The organism is Variovorax sp. N23, from assembly GCF_025486315.1.
Classification (GTDB): domain Bacteria; phylum Pseudomonadota; class Gammaproteobacteria; order Burkholderiales; family Burkholderiaceae_C; genus Variovorax.
Map to the genome: position 1 here is coordinate 74912 of NZ_JAOOPY010000012.1, position 16032 is coordinate 90943.

Below are 16032 nucleotides of genomic sequence, written 5' to 3' on the forward strand. Positions count from 1 at the left end.
CGTGGGGCATGGCAGGGTCGAGGGTTGGCAAGGGCCGGTTCAGGGAAGGAGGGACGACAGCGGCTTGGCGGTCTTGAAGATGCTGGCGAGTTCGTCGGCGGTGAGCGCGCGGTTCCAGAGTGCGAGGTCGTTGAAGTCCATCGCGCCGCGTGGCGACGCGCTCCAGCGCTGGTAGTACAGGCCGGTGCCGTCCTCGTTGAGGCTGATGCCGTCGCCCAGGCCGCCGAGTTGGGCGGTGATGGCCGTGGTCAGCGTGGCGCTGCCCGTCTGGGTGCCCTTGACCGGGTCGAACAGGTAGCCGGTCATCTTCAGGCCGGCCTTGTCGACCACCATCGCGGCGTAGGCCCACTGGCCGGCGCTCAGGCTGTAGCCGTTGCTGTCGGCCCGCGTGCTGCCCGAGCCGGCGTTGAAGCGCATCTCGCAGCTGGCCCACAGGCTCACGACGATCCCGGCGTTGTTGCCCGAGTCGTAGTTCTTGTTGCCGAGCACCGTTGCGCCGTTGCTCACGCCCTGGCTGCAACTCGCATCGGTGCGCACCCAGAAGCCGATGGTGAAGGCTGGCACGGCCGGGTCGGCGGTGATGTCGCTGGTCTGCTGCAGGCGGTAGCCGGCGGTGCCGCTGGCGTTCTTCACGCGGCTGTCGACCCGCAGCGCTTTGGCGGCAAAGGGTGCCTTGAAGCCGTCGTCGGCCACGAGCGTGCCACCGTCGGCGTCCGCGGCGCGCGGGGCGAGCGTCGACGCAGCTTTCGCATCGAGCGCCGGCAGCGCGTCGAGCGGGTAGTAGTTCGCGAGCCCGTTGAGCAGCGTGGGCGCCAGCACCGCCGGCTTCACGTAGGCGATCTGCGCGCTCAGCGAGGCACGCGCGTCGCCGGCCACGATCGTGTAACGGTAGCTGTAGAGGCCGTCGCTCGCTGCCACGATCGCGTCGGTGTAGCCCGTCGTGCCGGCCGGCAGCGTGGCGATCAGCGTGCCGTCGCGCAGCACCTGCACCGGTGCGGATGCATCGCCGCCGAGCGTCCAGCTCAGCACGATGCTGCCCTTGTCTGCACCCGTGAGGGCCGTCAGTTGGCGCAGCGCCGTGGGGCCCTGCAGCGCGATGCCGTCGAAGTCCTGGCTGGCCGCAACGCCGAGTTGGCGCAGCACCGTCGGTGCGATGTCGGTGGCGGCCGCGAGGCTCGTCAGGCTGTCGTCGGCCGGCGCGGCGGTGCCGACACCGGGTAGTACCGAGAGCGGTTTGTTGCTGGCGATGAAGACCGTCTTGTTGGCCGGGAGTTGCAGCCCGCTGGCGCTGCCGAAGTCATCGAGCCCATAGCCGGTCGTGACGATGACCAGCCAGTCGTCGCGCGCGTCGTTCGCGCGACGTCGTGCGATGGTGGTGAGCAGCGTGTCGACCGCCGCTGCGGTCGCGGTGACGGCGGCGTCGTAAGCCTTGCCGTGCACGCCTTCGCGGGCCGCTGCGGTGGCGGGGGCGCTGTACTGCGCGAGCACCAGCGCGTCGCCGGCGAGCATGGCGCGCGTGGCCTGCTGCGTCACGCAGGCATCGTCGCCAGCGCAGTCGACGGCGTTGGCGAGCGCACCGCTCTGCACATCGGCCGCGAGCAGCGCGGGGTAGAGCGAAGCGCTGGTCACGGCCGACGCCTTGGCCGACGGAATGCCGGCGTGGGCCAGGGCGAAGAAGGTCGGCGCGGATGCATCGATGCGTTGATCGGCTGTGTCCCAACGCACGCCGTGGCGATTGGCCCAGGTGCCCGTGAGCAGGCTGGCCCAGCCCGGTCCGGCGGTGGTGCGCTGCTCGCTCAGCGTGCCGTTGCGTCCACCGGTCCATGCCGGCGCGAGCGTCAGGCCGGCCAGCCCGGGGGCGCGTCCGGCGGCGATGGCCTCGCGCAGCGCTGCATGGGTGAGGCCGTCGATCTGGATCACCAGCGCCTTGGCGCCGCTGCTGCCTTCGATGGGCGGGGTGTTGGGGGCGGGCGTCGTGCCGGAGGGCGGTGAGGCTGCGACGGTGTCGCTGCCACCGCCACCGCAGGCCGTCAAGGCCAGAGCGGTTAGTGCGCTGGCCAGGAGCGCGGCGTAGCGATGCGAAGCAACGCGAGGAAAGCGTGGGGGGAATGGGGCGAAGGGGGCGCGCATCTCAAGCCTGTTGTTGTCGTCTCGCGGCACCGCAAATGGGTGCGCGCGTGGGGACTGCGAAGGCTAGGGGCTGCGCGTGACGTGGCGGTGAAGTGCGAATGACGGCCGTGTGGCGCGGCCATGACGCGGAGGGTGTGCCGGGCGTGCCGGCGGCGTCGCGTCAGGGATTGCTGATGCCGCTCGACACATGGCCCGAGGGCACATGGCGCGCGGCCGCATCGACGTGGCCGGTCTGGTCGTCGAAGAAGAAGTCGGGCTCGAACTCGCGCAGGAACTCGCCCTTGGGCAGGCCGCCGAGGAACATCGCCTCGTCGACCCGCACGTTCCAGTTCATGAGCGTGCGGATGGCGCGTTCGTGGGCCGGTGCGCTGCGGGCGGTGACCAGCGCCGTGCGGATGCGCATCGATGCGTTGCCTGCCATCTGAAGCCGATGCAGCGCGGCGAGCAGCGGCTTGAAGGGGCCTTCAGGCAGCGGCAGCTGGGCCTTGCTCGATTCGTGCAGCTGGAAGGCGTCGAGACCCTCGGCCTGGAACACGCGCTCGGCCTCGTCGCTGAAGAGCACGGCGTCGCCGTCGAAGGCGATGCGCACCTCGTTCGGGAAAGCGTCGCTGGCCTTGACCGATTCGACCAGCACGCGCGCGGCGGGGAAGCCGGCGTGCAGCGCTTCGCGCACGTCCTCGGCGTTGGCCGAGAGAAAGAGATGCGCGCGCAGCGGCCGCAGGTAGCCGAAGGGCGCGCGGCCTTGCGTGAACACGCCGCGCTGCAGCTTGATGCCGGCCGCCGTGCTGGAGCGGAAGATGCGCATGCCCGAGACCGGATCGTTGCGCGAGAGGATGACGACCTCCACGCGTTGCACGCCGTCGTCGTTGAAGCGCAGCAGCTTCTGCACCAGTGAGTAGGCGATGCCCGGCTGGGCCGGCACGTCGAGCCGGTCGAACTGGAGCCTCATGTAGCCCTCGGGGTCACCGGATTCGAAGAGCCGGTTTTCCTCCTCGAGGTTGAACAGCGCCCGTGACGAGATCGCCACCACCAGCTTGTCGTCGAGCGTGACGGCCATGGCTACTTCACGAACTGGTTGAGCTGGATGATCGGCATCAGCACGGCGAGCACGATCAGCATCACCACGCCGCCCATGCCGACGATCAGCAGCGGCTCGAGGATGGTGGCCAGGTGCATCGCGCGGCGCTGCACTTCGGCGCCCAGCTGCGTGGCCGCGCGCTGCAGCATCAGGGGCAGCGTGCCGGTCTGCTCGCCCAGGCGCGCGAACATCGAGACGATGCCGGGAAAGCGCTTCTTCTGCGCGAGGGCCGAGGCCAGCGGCGCGCCTTCGCGCACCAGCACCAGCGCATCGAGCGCATCCGCGCGCATGGCGCGATTGCCCAGCGTTTCGGCGGCGGCCTGCAGCGCGCGCAGGATCGGCACGCCAGCGGTCGCCAGCATGGCGAGCGTGCTGGCGAAGCGCGCCGCGTTGTAGCCGCGCGCCAGCTTGCCGACCAGCGGCAGCTCGAGCCAGGCCGCATCGAACTTCTCGCGGAAGGCGGGGCGCGCGAGCGCGGTGCGCATCGCGACCACGCCGCCGACGATGGCGATGAGCATCGCCCAGCCGTAGCTGCGCACGAAGTCGCTGATGGCCAGCATCGCGACGGTGAGGAAGGGCAGCGCGCGCTTGGTGCCGGCGAACACGTTGGCCACCTGCGGCACCACGTAGCTCACCAGGAAGATCACGATGACGATCGCCACCAGGGTGACGATGGCCGGGTACAGCGCCGCGCCGACCAGCTTCTGCTGCAGCGCCTGGCGCTGTTCCAGGTCGTCGGCCAGGCGTTCGAGCACCAGGCCGAGGTTGCCGCTGTGCTCGCCGGCGCCGATCACGGCCGTGTAGATGGGCGAGAACTCGCGCGGGTGCTGCGCCAGTGCGCGCGCGAAGGGCGAGCCGGCGTTGACCTCGGCGCGCAGCGACGCGACCAGGTTGCGCTGGTTCTCGCGCTCGGCCTCGTCGGTGAGTGCGGTCAGCGCGCGCTCGAGCGGCAGGCCGGAGGACACGAGCCCGGCGATCTGCCGCGTCCACACCGCCAGCTCGGTGGTGCTGAAGACACGCCCACTGCCGAAGAAGCGGCGCCATCCGCCGCTTTCCTTGCGCTGTGCGGCGGCGTTGCCGACCACCGTGACTTCGAGCGGAATGAGCTTCTGTGCGCGCAGCATGCCGCGCGCCGTGCGCGCGGTCTCGGCCTCGAGCACGCCCCTGCGCGGGTTGCCCTGGTCGTCGATGGCCTCGAAGGAATAGGCGGGCACGTCAGTCTCGGGTCACGCGCAGCAGCTCAGCGCGCGACGTGACGCCCGCTTGCACGAGCCGCTCGCCGTCTTCGCGCATCGAGCGCAGGCCGCCGCGCTCGGCGGCCACGAAGATCTGACTCTCGGGCGCACGGCTGTGGATGAGCGACTGCACCGCATCGTCGGCCACCAGCAGCTCGAAGATGCCGGTGCGGCCCTGGTAACCGGTGTGGCCGCAGGCCTCGCAGCCCACCGGCGCGAACTCGCCGCTGTCGGTGCGCGCGGCGCACACGGGGCAGAGCTTGCGCACCAGGCGCTGCGCGAGCACGCCCAGCAGCGACGAGCTCAGCAGGAAAGGTTCGACGCCCATGTCGGTCAGCCGCGTCACGGCGCTCACCGCATCGTTGGTGTGCAGCGTGGCCAGCACCAGGTGGCCGGTGAGGGATGCCTGGATGGCGATCTGCGCGGTCTCGAAGTCGCGGATCTCGCCGATCATGATCACGTCCGGGTCCTGCCGCAGGATGGCGCGCAGGGCCTTGGCGAAGGTGAGGTCGATCTTGGCATTGACCTGGGTCTGGCCGACGCCCGCGAGTTCGTACTCGATCGGGTCCTCGACCGTCATGATGTTGCTGCGGCTGGCGTCGAGCCGGGCCAGCGCCGAGTACAGCGTCGTGGTCTTGCCCGAGCCGGTGGGGCCGGTCACCAGGATGATGCCGTGCGGCTGCGAGATCAGCGTCTCGAAGCGATCGAGCGTGTCGCCCAGCATGCCCACCGATTCGAGCGTGAGCTTGCTTTCGTTCTTGTCCAAGAGACGCAGCACCGCGCGTTCGCCGTGCGCGCTGGGCAGCGTCGACACGCGCACGTCGACCGCGCGGGTGCCGATGCGCAGCGAAATGCGGCCGTCCTGCGGCAGGCGCTTCTCGGCGATGTCGAGGTCGGCCATGATCTTCAGCCGCGAGATCAGCGCGGCATGCAGTGCGCGGTTGGGCTGCACCACTTCGCGCAGCGTGCCGTCGATGCGGAAGCGCACCGACGACGTGCGCTCGTAGGGCTCGATGTGGATGTCGCTGGCGCCGTCGCGCGCGGCCTGCGTCAGCAACGCATTGAGCATGCGGATGATGGGGGCGTCACCGGCCGATTCGAGCAAGTCCTCGACCGCGGGCAGCTCCTGCATCATGCGCGACAGGTCGGCCTCGCCCTGCACCTCGCTCACCACCGTCGCGGCGTTCGATTCGCCCTTGGCGTAGGCCGCGCTGATGCGCTGCGCCAGCTGCTCGGCCGGCAGCGGCTCGAAGGCCTTGATGGTGAAGCGGCGCGACACCTCGCCAAGCGCGCTGCGCGGCGGGGTCTTGGGCATCCACAGCGTGCAACTGCCGTCGTCGGCTTCTTCCAGAAGCAGTTGCTGGGCACGCGCAAAGGCGTAGGGCAGGGGGTAGCGCATCGCGGGTCGTCGGCTCTGTGGCGTTCTCAGGGCAGTTCGCGGCGGCTGGTCGGGTCGTCCGTGGGTGGCAGTGCGCCCTTGAGCGGCGTGTTGCCCAGTTGCGAGCTGACCGGTGCCAGGGATGGCGGCGGAACCAGGCGCGTGCCTTCGATGCGGCGGTCGCCACCGTCGTCGGTGACGAGCGGCAAGGGCGGCACGACGGCCGACTCCGGCACCGCCCGCAGGACCACGCTGTTCTCGGGCTGCACAGTCTCCTGCATCGTGCGGATCGAATCGTAGCGATCGAGCGCAAAAGCACTGGTGCTCTGGGCGTCGCGCATCACGACCGGGCGCAGGAAGATCATCAAGTTGGTCTTCTTGCGGCTGCGGGTTTCGCTCTTGAACAGGTTGCCCACCACCGGGATGTCGCCGAGCAGAGGCACCTTCTCGGTGCCACCCGAATATTCGTCCTGCAGCAGTCCGCCGAGCATCACGATGCTGCCGTTTTCCACCAGCACGCTCGACTCGATGCTGCGCTTGTTGGTGGTCGGGCCGTTGGCATCGTTGCGCGTGGCCGCGTCGACACTCGAGACCTCCTGGTAGATCTGCATCTTGATCGTGCCGTTCTCGTTGATCTGCGGCTTCACGCGCAGCGTCAAGCCCACGTCCTTGCGCTCGACGGTGGTGAACGGGTTGGCGGTCGAGCTGTTGCTGCTGGTGGCGTACTGGCCGGTGACAAAGGGCACGTTCTGGCCGATGATGATCTTCGCCTCTTCGTTGTCCAGCGTGAGCAGGTTGGGCGTCGACAGCACGTTGCCTTCGCCGTTGCTCTGCAATGCCCGCGCCACCAGGCCCAGCACGTTGCCGCCGGCGATCGTGGTGCCCAGGCCGATGTTGAAGCCACTCGACGGCTGTTGCGCCGCACCGGTGCTCGAGGTGGCCGAACTCAGGTTGAAGATGTTGGTGCCCGCCAGGCTCGAGTTGGTGCCGACCGCGCCGGTGGCGCCGATGGCGGTCTGCCACTGGATGCCGAACTCGGCCGCCTTGTTGGCGTTGACTTCGATGATCAGGCTTTCGACCATCACCTGCGCCCGCCGGCCGTCGAGCCGGTCGATCACGGCGCGCAGTTGGCGGTACTGCGGTTCCGATGCGGTGATGATCAACGAATTGGTGGTCGGGTCGGCCTGGATCTGGCCGCCGGTCGACGGCTGGTTGTTGTTGTTCAGCGGTGCGGTGGCGGCGCTGCTGAGTCCGCTGGTGGTGCCGGTCTGCTGTTGTTGCTGCTGCTGGTTGATCGCCGTGGACTGCGTCGCGGTGCTGGCGCTGCTGCTCCCGCCGCTCCCTCCGCGTGCGTCGCTCGACATGGCCGCGCGCAGCGTGGTGGCGAGCTTCACCGCATCGGCGTTCTTCAGGTAGACGACGTAGATGTTGCCGGCGTCGCCGTTGCTGCCCTGCTCGGGTGCGCGGTCGAGTTTGGCGACCAGCGTGCGCACCAGCTGCGCGCGCGCCGGGTTGGCCGCGCGAAGGATCAGCGAGTTGCTGCGCGGGTCGGCCAGCAGCGTGGTGCGGAAGGTGGCGTCGGCCGTGCCGGGCGCGCCGCCCGCCGCTCCGGTACCGCTGCCGCCTTCGATCAGCCGCGTCACCAGCGGCACCATGTCGGTGGCGATCGAGTTTTTCAGCGGGATGACCTCGATGTCCGACGCGTTCGGCACGTCGAGCGCGGCGACGATGCGCGCCAGCCGGCGCATGTTCTCGGCGTAGTCGGTGATCACCAGCGAGTTGTTGCCGGGGTTCACGTTGATGGTGTTGTTCGGCGCGATCAGCGGGCGCAGCACCGGCAGCAGGTTGTTGGCGGTTTCGTAGTTGAGCTTGAAGACCTGCGTCACGATCTGGTTGCCGCTCAGGTTGGCGGCGGCCCCGATCGAGGTGGTCACGGCGCTGCTCTGCAGCTTGGCGTCGGCTTCCGGCACGATCTTGTACAGGCCGTCGGCCTGCACCACCGCGAAGCCCTGCAGGCGCAGCGCGGCGGCGAACTGGTTGAAAGCCGCGGCCGGCGCGATGGCGCGGTCGGTCTGCAGGTTGATCGTGCCCTTGACGCGCGGGTCGACCACCACGTCGCGGCCGGTGATCACGGCCATCGTGCGCGCGACCGATTCGATCTCGGCGTTGTTGAAGTTCAGCGTGATCGGCTCGCCGCGGCGCGGTGCGCCGTCCTGCGCGAAGGCCGGCGGGATGCCGGTCGTCAGCAGCAGCTGCGCCGCCAGAGCGACGAGGCCGAGGCGCGTGCCGAAGGAGGGGAATGGCTTCATGGTCAACCCAGTGTGATGAGCGAACGCGCACCCTGGCGCCGCCCGATGATGTTCAACAAATTCGACAGGACGTCTTCGCGGCCCGGTGCCGCGCTGGCCTCGCCGTCGAAGCGCATCGCGCGGCCGTTCCAGCGTCCGCTGCCATTGAGTTGCAGGCTGCCTTCACGCGTGGTGAGCAGCAGGGTCGGCGTCGGGCCGCCGTCGACGGTGATGCGGTAACTGCCCATCGGCCGCAATGTGGAGAGACTCGACGAGATGTCGGTTGCGTCGAGCGTGGCACGGCCGGCGACGCCGAGCTGGCCGCCCTTGAATTCCATGACGAGGCCTTGTGTGGCCAGGTCGAGCGTGCCTTCGGGCTTGAGCGTGTTCCACGGTGCACCGAAGCCGCTGAGCAGGGCCGCGGGCCAGCGTGACGTGCCGTCGCGCCAGTCGAGCTGGGCGCCACCGGCGTTGGGGCGCGCCAGCAGGCGAAGCGGCTGCGGCGCGCAGCAGGGCAGGCGCAGCGTCGCGTCGAGTGCGCCCCAACGCGGGCGCACGGTCCAGTCGAGCGTGCCGGGCAGCGAGATCGATTCGGCACCACTCGCACCGCTGGAGAACACCACGCCGGCCGTGCCGGTCCAGACGGTGCCGCGTGCGTTGACGAGCTGCAGCCGGTCGCCCGTCGCGCTGGCCAGCAACGCAGCCAGCCAGCGTGCCGGCGCATAGACCGTCAATGCGATGGCGCCGCCGATCGCCAGGCCGAGCAGCGCCCAGCGCCAGCCGTGCGAGCCGGGAGATTGCGGGGCAGGGGCGGTGGCCATCGGGTGCTCAGCGCGCCGGCAGGTTCATGACCAGCGTGCCGTCCCAGCGCACCCGGGTGTCGGCGGCGGCAGGGGCTGCAGCGCCTCTGTTGGCGGCGCCGGGGCCGCTCGGGAAGGCGCCCGATGCACGGCCCGGCGCCTGGGCGCCGCCTTGCGTGCGCGTCAGGTGTACCTCGCGCGGCACGGCGCGGGCATTGCCGCGCGCCTGCGCCAGCCATTGCGCGAGGCTGTCGGCGGGCGTGGCGCGCAGCGTGACCAGCACGCCTTCGCCGGTGCCTGCACCGGCCACCTGGATCTGGGCGTTCGGCCCCAGGCCCTGACGCACCGAGGTTTCGAGCGCGCGCAGCGCGTCTTCGCGGTTGGCACGCGGCTGCGACTGCAGCGCCTTGGCCTGGATCTGCAGCGCGGCCATCTGCTGGAGCTGTGCGTCGAGTTCGGCATGGGCGGCCGGCGCGCTCGCCAGCGTGCGCAGGGCGGGCGCTAGCGCGACCCACCAGACCAGCGCCAGCAGCACCAGCGCGCCGGCGATGACGACCATGCGCTGTTCGCGCGGGGCGAGTTCGGGCCACCAGGCCTGCCAACGGGCTTGCAGGGCTTCGATCCAGGCGTTCATCGGACGGCCTCGGCCTGCACCAGCAACAGGTCGCCCTCGCTGCGCGCGTTGTAGCCGCGCGAGGCCAGCGTGGTCGACAGCGCGCTGGTGTCGGCCATGCCGAGCTCCAGGCCGCGCAGCCGCAACTGGCCGGCGCTGTAGTCGATGGCGGTGGGCAGCTTGCCGGGGGGCAGGCTGACGGCCAGCGCGGCGAGCATCGGCTCGAGGTCGGCCGGGGAGATGCCGCCCGTGGCCTGCTGGAGCGTGGCGACTTCGCGCGTCATCTGCACTTGAGGTTCATAGATCTGCACAGAGGGAAAGGTCTGGGCCAGGATGCTGCGGATGCTGCCGCGCTTGGCTTCGAGCGCGTTGCGCTCCTTCCAGGCCCAGGCGTTGACGCCGATGAGCTGCGCGAGCACCAGCACCAGCGCCCCCCAGCGCGCGGCGCGCCATTGCGGCGCGCGCCACAGGGCCTGCGCGATCGCGCTGAGCTTCTTGCCGGCACGGGCACGGCCGGTGGAGGCGAGGTCGAACTGGGCCAGGTCCCAGCCGGTGCGCGTGGTTTCGAGCCAGCGCACGGCGGGCTTCACGATCGGCACGGGCCGCCCCAGCAGGCTCTCGGCCAGCTCGGCCACCGCCGGTTCGGCCAGTGCATTCGCGCCGTCGGGCAGTGCGCCCATCGCCGTCAGGCCGGCGCTGTCGAGCGGCAACGTGAGCACGCCTTGCGCGTCGCAGACAGTGATGAAGGCGTCGTCGGCATCGCCGGTCGCGAACACCATGGGCGGCGTGCCAGGCGGCTGCGGAGCGAATTCGGGAACGATGCGCGTGACGCGCCGGCCGGCCGCTTCGAGCGACTGCACCGCGCCGCGCACCCAGGCGCGGTTGCAGGCCGCCACCCACACCGGCTTGCCGACGGCGGCGTCGGGCTCGAGCGCGAAATGCAGGCTGTCGGGTTCGTCGAGCAGGCGGTCTTCGAGCAGGCCGTTGAGCACCGCGCGCAACCGCGTCGCGCCGCTCAGGCTGCCCTGCGGCAGCGTGACCTGGTGCCAGGACAGCGCCGCGGCGGGGAGGGCCAGCGTGACTTCGTCGCTGGTCGGCAGCAGCGAGGGCAGGGCGCTGCCGCGTGAACGGTACTTGCGCCCGTCGCTGGACCACATCACCCAGCCGAACTCGCCACCGGCCGGGACCGGAGGAGGCGGGAGGGTGACGATCAGAAGCGGCATGGGGTCGGTAAGAAGAAAGGAGTCGCCATTGTAGAAGTCGGCGGCGCTGAAATGCTATGGACTTGATAGCGATCCAGGCAATCCAGACGGACCTCGGCAGGGTTTTTTAACTTAAAACTGTGTCAGTACGTTCGGGTTCACGGTTTGCCGGGGATCACTGTGGCGCCGGCACCACGCTCGCGCCAGAGGATGGTCATGTCGGTGCCGTTGCGCTGCACCAGCGAATGCTCGTCGACCCAGTGGTTCTCCATCCGCAGGCGCCCGTGGACTTCGAAGAACGCGGTCGACACGCCGAGTGCCGCCGTGTTGTAGGACTTGGTGCCGGTCGTCGGCAGTGCGGCGGCGGCCGACTTGAAGTAGCCGGTGGCGCGTTGCAGCACCAGGCGCCGTGCGCCTGCCAGGTCGAGTTCCGGCACGGCCGCGAACAGGGCCTCCGCGCTGGCGGTGTTGACGTTGAGGGTGGTCTTGACGGGCAGCACGGTGGCATAGGGTTCCAACGCGGCCGCGGTACTCGGGGAGACGCCCAGCCACACGATCTGCGAGAGCTGCTGCGGAATCAGCGGCGCCGTGCTGTCGTCCGTCGGCGTGGTGGCCGGGGCGCCTCCAGTGGTCGATGGTTCAGCGGGCGCCGGCTTGGCGCGCTGCAAGGCGCTGGTCATGACGGCGACCTCCTGCGTCGGCAAGCCCAGCAGCTCGAACAACTTGGTGAACGACGCGACCGCCGCGGACACCGGCTTGCCGGCCTCCACCAGGTTCATCACATTGAGCTTGGACTGTGCATCGACGATGCGGCCCGACAGGAAAGCGTCGGGCAGGCCCTCGAGCTGGTCGCTGGAGACGTTCTTGTCGCCTGCCAGGAAGCTCGTCAGGCGGGCCTCCTCGAGTGGCACGGCCCAGGGTTCGGCCAGGTGGTCGGCGCCGCCCGCGCGTCCGTCTTCCCGCAGGATGAGCCGCGACCAGTCGAGCGCGCCGATCAGCACCCAGGCGGCCTGCACGCGGGCGCGCTCGGCCGTCTCGATCTCGGTCGCGCGCCACTGTTGCCACAACGCGCCGGCCGCGAAGGTGGCGACCAGCGTGACCGTGAGCATGGCGGCCAGCAGCGCGGCGCCGGTCTGGCGGGCGGGGCGTGGCGTGTACGGCCTCATGTCTTGGGCACCGCGGCGGTCGGCCGCACCCAGTCGCGCGTCAGAACGCCGGTGAGGCCGGTGCCTGGCGGCAGGTTCAGCACCAGGCGGATGCCGTCGGGGATCGCGTTCGCCATGCCTTCGGCGCCGACGGCTGCGGTCCACACGCCGTTGCGGAAGTACGAGAGCTGCCAGCTCTCCAGCGGCATCAGCGTGAGTTCGGCGCCGCCGGCGACGCTGCCGCCGTCCTGCGCCCAGGCCGAGGCGCGGTCCCAGGCCTGCTGCCATTCGGCACGCGTCGTGACGCCGGGCGACTGCCAGCGTCGCCACTGCGTGCCGGTGGCCGCGTCGGTGCGCAGCGCCCACGCCACCACCACCACGGTGGGCCGGGTGCTGTCGCCGCTGCGGCGGGTGATGCGCAGCACGCTGCCGTTCCAGTCGATCGGCTGCAGCTGCGTGAGCGCGATGGTCGCGTCGAGGTCGGTCGCCCACTGCGACAGCGTGGTCTGCAGAGTGAGCACCGCGTCGCCGCGCGCCTGCGTGACGGTCTGCGCGCGCGTCATGCCCTCCAGCCCGCGCCAGCTCATCAGGGCGAGCAGCGCCATGGCCGCAATGGCGACCATGAGTTCGATGAGCGTGAAGCCGCGGTGGGTGCGAAGGCGCATGTCAGTACCGGCCGACCACGGTCGACACCTGCAGGATCGGCGCATCCGCCGCATCGCGCACGCGCACGTCGACGCGGCGGAAGTTGGGGTTGAGCGTCTGCGTGGTCGACACGGTCACCGTGAAGGCCACGTTGGCCTGCGTGCACGCCACGGTGCCGGTGCCGACCGCCGGCATCTGCCGCGCGAGCCGCGCCTTGGTCAGTTCGTTCTCGGCGCAGAGCTGCGCCAGCATCACGTCAGTCTGCCGCTGCGCATTGCGCGTGAGCGCCGACGTGGCCTGCGTGCCCGCGGCCAGCGCAATGGCGACGATGGCCAGCGCGACGAGCACCTCGATCAGCGTGAAGCCGGCAGCGCGTCGCGTCACGGGGCGACCACCGCGAAGGGGCGCAGGCCGTCGGTCGCGATGCGCAGCGTGCGCACCGGCAGGGTGTTGCTGGAAAGCAGCACCTGTTGCGCCGCGATGATGGGCTCAGGCCCGAGCTGCAGCGCCGGCAGGGGCCGGCCGTCGGCGGTCGCCGGCTGCGCGCTGATGCCCTCGGCCAGCCAGTCGCTCGGCAGCGTGCCCGGCGGCAGGCCGTCGAAGGCGAAGGCGCGCGGCCCCTGCGGCGTCGGCCGCCAAAAGACGACGGTGCCGCTGGTGCGCGACTGTGCGCGGGCCGATTCGAGCAAGGCCGAGAGACGGTCCGCCTCGCGGTCGAGCGTCACCTGGCCGGAATCGCGCAGGGCGAGGCCGACGCCAGCGGTGGCCATGGCGATGATGGCGATCACCACCAGCAGTTCGAGCAGCGTGAAGCCGGCGGCGCGGCGGCGGGGCACGCCGTCGGCAGGCCCAGGCTGGCGCGTACGGCTATTGCCAGCTGCCGATGTCGGCATTGTTGCCTTCGCCGCCTGCCTGGCCGTCGGCGCCGAGCGAGAGCACATCGATCTCGCCCTTGATGCCGGGGTTCAGGTACTGGTAGGGGCGGCCCCACGGGTCGTTCGGCAGCTTCTCGACGTAGGGCTTCCAGTTGGGGGCGGCCGGGCCGGTGGTCGGCCGCGCGAGCAGCGCCTGCAGGCCCTGCTCCGCCGTCGGGTAGCGCTGGTTGTCGAGCCGGTAGAGCTTCAGCGCCTGCATCAGGTTGTTGACGTCGGTCTTCGCGGCGGTGGCGCGCGCGTCGTCGGCGCGGCCGATCACGTTGGGCACGATCAGCGCGGCCAGCACGCCGATGATCACGAGAACCACCATCAGTTCGATGAGCGTGAAGCCGCGCTGCGAAGCGTGTGCAAGGGGGCGTGCGAGGGGTCGACGGAAGGATGGCATGGGCAAGTGGTGGCTGTCGTTCTCTGACATGGAAGCGTCGCCTTCTGTGGCGTTGGCTGCATGATAATCCTGCCTCATGACGCTTCCCTACGCCTCTCATCGCTGGCCCGTGGCCACCACCACGCTGGGCCTTTGGGCGCTGGCCGCGGCGAGCGTCGTGTTCTGGGGGCTGCGGCTGGCGGCACCGGCCGATGCGATGGTGCCGCCGCCCGTGGCGCGTGCCCCGGCAGCGTCCATCGACCCGGCCGCCGTCGCACGCATGTTCGGCGTGGTCACGGCGAAGGCCGAGGCCGAGGCTGCGCCCGAGGCCGCGAGCCGCTTCTCCTTGCTGGGCGTGGTGGCCGACACCGCGCAGCACGGGGCAGCGCTGATCGCCGTCGACGGCAAGCCGGCGCGGCCCTTCCGGGTCGGCAGCATGGTGGTGGAGGGCTTCGTGCTGCAGTCGGTCGGTCCGCGCAGCGCGGCGCTGGGGGGCAGCGCCGACGGGCCGGCGGCGCTCACCTTGCAGTTGCCGGTGCGCCCGATGGCCATTCCGGCGCCGCCGACGCCGGTCACCGCGGGCAACTGACCCTTCTGGCCTGCGGGCTCGGCCTCTCAGGCCTGCAGGAACAGGCGGTAGGCCGGGTTGCCGGTTTCTTCCACGTACGGATAGCCCAGCGTCTTCAGGAAGTCCTCGAACGCGCCGTGGTCGCCCGCGGGCACCTGCAGCCCGACGAGGATGCGGCCGTAGTCGGCGCCCTGGTTGCGGTAGTGGAACAGGCTGATGTTCCAGTTCGGCCGCATCAGGCTCAGGAACTTCAGCAAGGCGCCCGGACGCTCCGGGAAGACGAAGCGCAGCAGGCGCTCGTCGTGCGCAAGGCCCGTGCGGCCGCCGACCATGTGGCGGATGTGTTCCTTGGCGAGTTCGTCGTGCGTCAGGTCGATCGCGCCGAAGCCGTGCGCCACGAAGGTCTGCGCGATGGTGGTCGATTCGCCGCGCAGTGTCGTCGTGAGGCCGACGAACACGTGCGCCTCTTTCGTGTCGCTGATGCGGTAGTTGAATTCCGTGACGTTGCGCGACGCGCCCGGCAGCTGGCCCACCAGTTCGCAGAAGCGGCGGAAGCTGCCTCGCTCCTCGGGAATGGTGACGGCGAACAGTGCCTCGCGCTCCTCGCCGACTTCGGCGCGCTCGGCCACGAAGCGCAGGCGGTCGAAGTTCATGTTGGCGCCGCACAGGATCGCCGCGTAGGTTTCGCCCTGCGTGCCGTGCGTCTCGACGTACTGCTTGATCGCCGCCACGGCCAGGGCGCCGGCCGGCTCGACGATGCTGCGCGTGTCGATGAAGACGTCCTTGATGCCGGCGCAGACCGCGTCGGTGTCGACGGTGATGAACTCGTCCACCAGTTCGCGCGCGATGCGGAAGGTCTCTTCGCCCACGAGCTTCACGGCGGTGCCGTCGGAGAACAGGCCGACGTCGGGCAGCGTGACCCGTTCGTGCGCCGCCACCGATTGCATCATCGCGTCGGAGTCGTTCATCTGGACGCCGATCACCTTGATCTCGGGGCGCACGGCCTTGATGTAGTTGGCCACGCCCGAAATCAGCCCGCCGCCGCCGATCGCGACGAACACGGCGTCGAGCCGGCCCTGGTGCTGGCGCAGGATTTCCATCGCGATGGTGCCCTGGCCGGCGATCACGTCGGGGTCGTCGAAGGGGTGGACGAAGGTCAGGCCCTGGGCCTTCTGCAGTTCCAGCGCGTGGCCGTAGGCATCGGAGTAGCTGTCGCCGAACAGCACCACCTCGCCGCCGAGCGCGCGCACCGCGTCGACCTTCAACTGCGGCGTGGTCACCGGCATCACGACCACGGCGCGGGTGCCGAGGGTGCGCGCGCTGAGCGCCACGCCCTGCGCATGGTTGCCCGCGGAGGCGCAGATGACGCCCTTGGCCAGCTGGGCCGGCGTGAGCCGAGCCATCTTGTTGTAGGCGCCGCGCAGCTTGAAGCTGAAGACCGGCTGCTGGTCCTCGCGCTTGAGCAGCACCGTGTTGTTCAGCCGGGCGCTCAGCGCGCGCGCCGGTTCCAGGGCCGACTCGACGGCCACGTCGTAGACGCGCGCGGTCAGGATGCGCTTGAGGTAGTCGGCGGGAGTAAGGGGTGAGGGCGACGTGGGCATGGGGTGCCGATGATAGGCGTCAGGTCGGGCCCCCACGCTCCGCCGCTTCG

Annotated in this window: 15 protein-coding genes; 1 reads left to right on the forward strand and 14 read right to left on the reverse strand. The window is 70.4% G+C overall.

Annotated elements, in window-relative coordinates; all coding sequences use genetic code 11:
* Nucleotides 1-39: 39 nt before the first annotated feature.
* The 13 genes from N8A90_RS17890 to gspG form a co-directional block, all read right to left on the reverse strand.
* Nucleotides 40-2034 (reverse strand): LamG-like jellyroll fold domain-containing protein, encoded by a 1995-nt coding sequence (locus tag N8A90_RS17890; RefSeq protein ID WP_262076346.1) that lies wholly within the window; start codon nucleotides 2032-2034, stop codon nucleotides 40-42.
* Between the two features lie 256 nt (nucleotides 2035-2290).
* Nucleotides 2291-3187: a 5'-nucleotidase gene (locus N8A90_RS17895; RefSeq protein WP_262076347.1), complete on the reverse strand. Its 897-nt coding sequence runs from the start codon at nucleotides 3185-3187 to the stop codon at nucleotides 2291-2293.
* Between the two features lie 2 nt (nucleotides 3188-3189).
* Complete coding sequence (gene gspF / locus N8A90_RS17900) at nucleotides 3190-4422, reverse strand: type II secretion system inner membrane protein GspF (RefSeq protein WP_262076349.1); 1233 nt, start codon at nucleotides 4420-4422, stop codon at nucleotides 3190-3192.
* Nucleotide 4423: 1 nt separating this feature from the next.
* The gene (gene gspE, locus N8A90_RS17905; RefSeq protein ID WP_262076351.1) at nucleotides 4424-5842 is read right to left on the reverse strand and encodes a type II secretion system ATPase GspE; all 1419 of its coding nucleotides are present in this window, start codon (nucleotides 5840-5842) and stop codon (nucleotides 4424-4426) included.
* 26 nt (nucleotides 5843-5868) lie between these two features.
* Nucleotides 5869-8130 (reverse strand): type II secretion system secretin GspD, encoded by a 2262-nt coding sequence (gene gspD / locus N8A90_RS17910; protein ID WP_262076353.1) that lies wholly within the window; start codon nucleotides 8128-8130, stop codon nucleotides 5869-5871.
* 2 nt (nucleotides 8131-8132) lie between these two features.
* Nucleotides 8133-8930 (reverse strand): type II secretion system protein N, encoded by a 798-nt coding sequence (gene gspN / locus N8A90_RS17915; protein ID WP_262076354.1) that lies wholly within the window; start codon nucleotides 8928-8930, stop codon nucleotides 8133-8135.
* Between the two features lie 7 nt (nucleotides 8931-8937).
* On the reverse strand, nucleotides 8938-9543 hold the full coding sequence (locus tag N8A90_RS17920; RefSeq protein WP_262076355.1) for a type II secretion system protein M: 606 nt from the start codon (nucleotides 9541-9543) through the stop codon (nucleotides 8938-8940).
* Entirely contained in the window at nucleotides 9540-10745 is a 1206-nt protein-coding gene (gspL, locus tag N8A90_RS17925; RefSeq protein ID WP_262076357.1) for a type II secretion system protein GspL, read from the reverse strand. Before gspL ends, N8A90_RS17920 begins: the two co-directional genes overlap by 4 nt.
* 137 nt (nucleotides 10746-10882) lie before the next feature.
* Complete coding sequence (gspK, locus tag N8A90_RS17930) at nucleotides 10883-11890, reverse strand: type II secretion system minor pseudopilin GspK (RefSeq protein ID WP_262076358.1); 1008 nt, start codon at nucleotides 11888-11890, stop codon at nucleotides 10883-10885.
* Nucleotides 11887-12534: a type II secretion system protein J gene (locus tag N8A90_RS17935; RefSeq protein ID WP_262076359.1), complete on the reverse strand. Its 648-nt coding sequence runs from the start codon at nucleotides 12532-12534 to the stop codon at nucleotides 11887-11889. Before N8A90_RS17935 ends, gspK begins: the two co-directional genes overlap by 4 nt.
* Nucleotide 12535: 1 nt before the next feature.
* Nucleotides 12536-12898, reverse strand: coding sequence for a type II secretion system minor pseudopilin GspI (gene gspI, locus N8A90_RS17940; protein ID WP_262076361.1), 363 nt, complete (start codon nucleotides 12896-12898; stop codon nucleotides 12536-12538).
* Nucleotides 12895-13407 (reverse strand): prepilin-type N-terminal cleavage/methylation domain-containing protein, encoded by a 513-nt coding sequence (locus N8A90_RS17945; protein ID WP_262076363.1) that lies wholly within the window; start codon nucleotides 13405-13407, stop codon nucleotides 12895-12897. The genes gspI and N8A90_RS17945 overlap by 4 nt, the downstream gene beginning before the upstream one ends.
* Nucleotides 13382-13834, reverse strand: a complete 453-nt coding sequence (gspG, locus tag N8A90_RS17950) for a type II secretion system major pseudopilin GspG (RefSeq protein WP_262076446.1) — start codon at nucleotides 13832-13834, stop codon at nucleotides 13382-13384. Before gspG ends, N8A90_RS17945 begins: the two co-directional genes overlap by 26 nt.
* A 76-nt stretch (nucleotides 13835-13910) precedes the next feature.
* Here gspG and N8A90_RS17955 point away from each other — a divergent pair, with 76 nt between their 5' ends.
* Complete coding sequence (locus tag N8A90_RS17955) at nucleotides 13911-14402, forward strand: type II secretion system protein N (protein ID WP_262076364.1); 492 nt, start codon at nucleotides 13911-13913, stop codon at nucleotides 14400-14402.
* 26 nt (nucleotides 14403-14428) lie between these two features.
* On the opposite strand, the gene ilvA is transcribed toward N8A90_RS17955, so the two are convergent.
* Nucleotides 14429-15982 (reverse strand): threonine ammonia-lyase, biosynthetic, encoded by a 1554-nt coding sequence (gene ilvA, locus N8A90_RS17960; RefSeq protein WP_262076365.1) that lies wholly within the window; start codon nucleotides 15980-15982, stop codon nucleotides 14429-14431.
* Nucleotides 15983-16032: the final 50 nt, after the last annotated feature.

Bases quoted from the DNA above. Each gene is read 5' to 3' on its own strand.
- N8A90_RS17945 (WP_262076363.1), bottom strand. From the start codon at position 13,407: ATGCCGACATCGGCAGCTGGCAATAGCCGTACGCGCCAGCCTGGGCCT.
- N8A90_RS17955 (WP_262076364.1), top strand. From the start codon at position 13,911: ATGACGCTTCCCTACGCCTCTCATCGCTGGCCCGTGGCCACCACCACG.
- gspK (WP_262076358.1), bottom strand. From the start codon at position 11,890: ATGAGGCCGTACACGCCACGCCCCGCCCGCCAGACCGGCGCCGCGCTG.
- ilvA (WP_262076365.1), bottom strand. From the start codon at position 15,982: ATGCCCACGTCGCCCTCACCCCTTACTCCCGCCGACTACCTCAAGCGC.
- gspE (WP_262076351.1), bottom strand. From the start codon at position 5,842: ATGCGCTACCCCCTGCCCTACGCCTTTGCGCGTGCCCAGCAACTGCTT.
- gspL (WP_262076357.1), bottom strand. From the start codon at position 10,745: ATGCCGCTTCTGATCGTCACCCTCCCGCCTCCTCCGGTCCCGGCCGGT.
- gspN (WP_262076354.1), bottom strand. From the start codon at position 8,930: ATGGCCACCGCCCCTGCCCCGCAATCTCCCGGCTCGCACGGCTGGCGC.
- gspD (WP_262076353.1), bottom strand. From the start codon at position 8,130: ATGAAGCCATTCCCCTCCTTCGGCACGCGCCTCGGCCTCGTCGCTCTG.
- gspG (WP_262076446.1), bottom strand. From the start codon at position 13,834: ATGCCATCCTTCCGTCGACCCCTCGCACGCCCCCTTGCACACGCTTCG.
- N8A90_RS17895 (WP_262076347.1), bottom strand. From the start codon at position 3,187: ATGGCCGTCACGCTCGACGACAAGCTGGTGGTGGCGATCTCGTCACGG.
- N8A90_RS17935 (WP_262076359.1), bottom strand. From the start codon at position 12,534: ATGCGCCTTCGCACCCACCGCGGCTTCACGCTCATCGAACTCATGGTC.
- N8A90_RS17920 (WP_262076355.1), bottom strand. From the start codon at position 9,543: ATGAACGCCTGGATCGAAGCCCTGCAAGCCCGTTGGCAGGCCTGGTGG.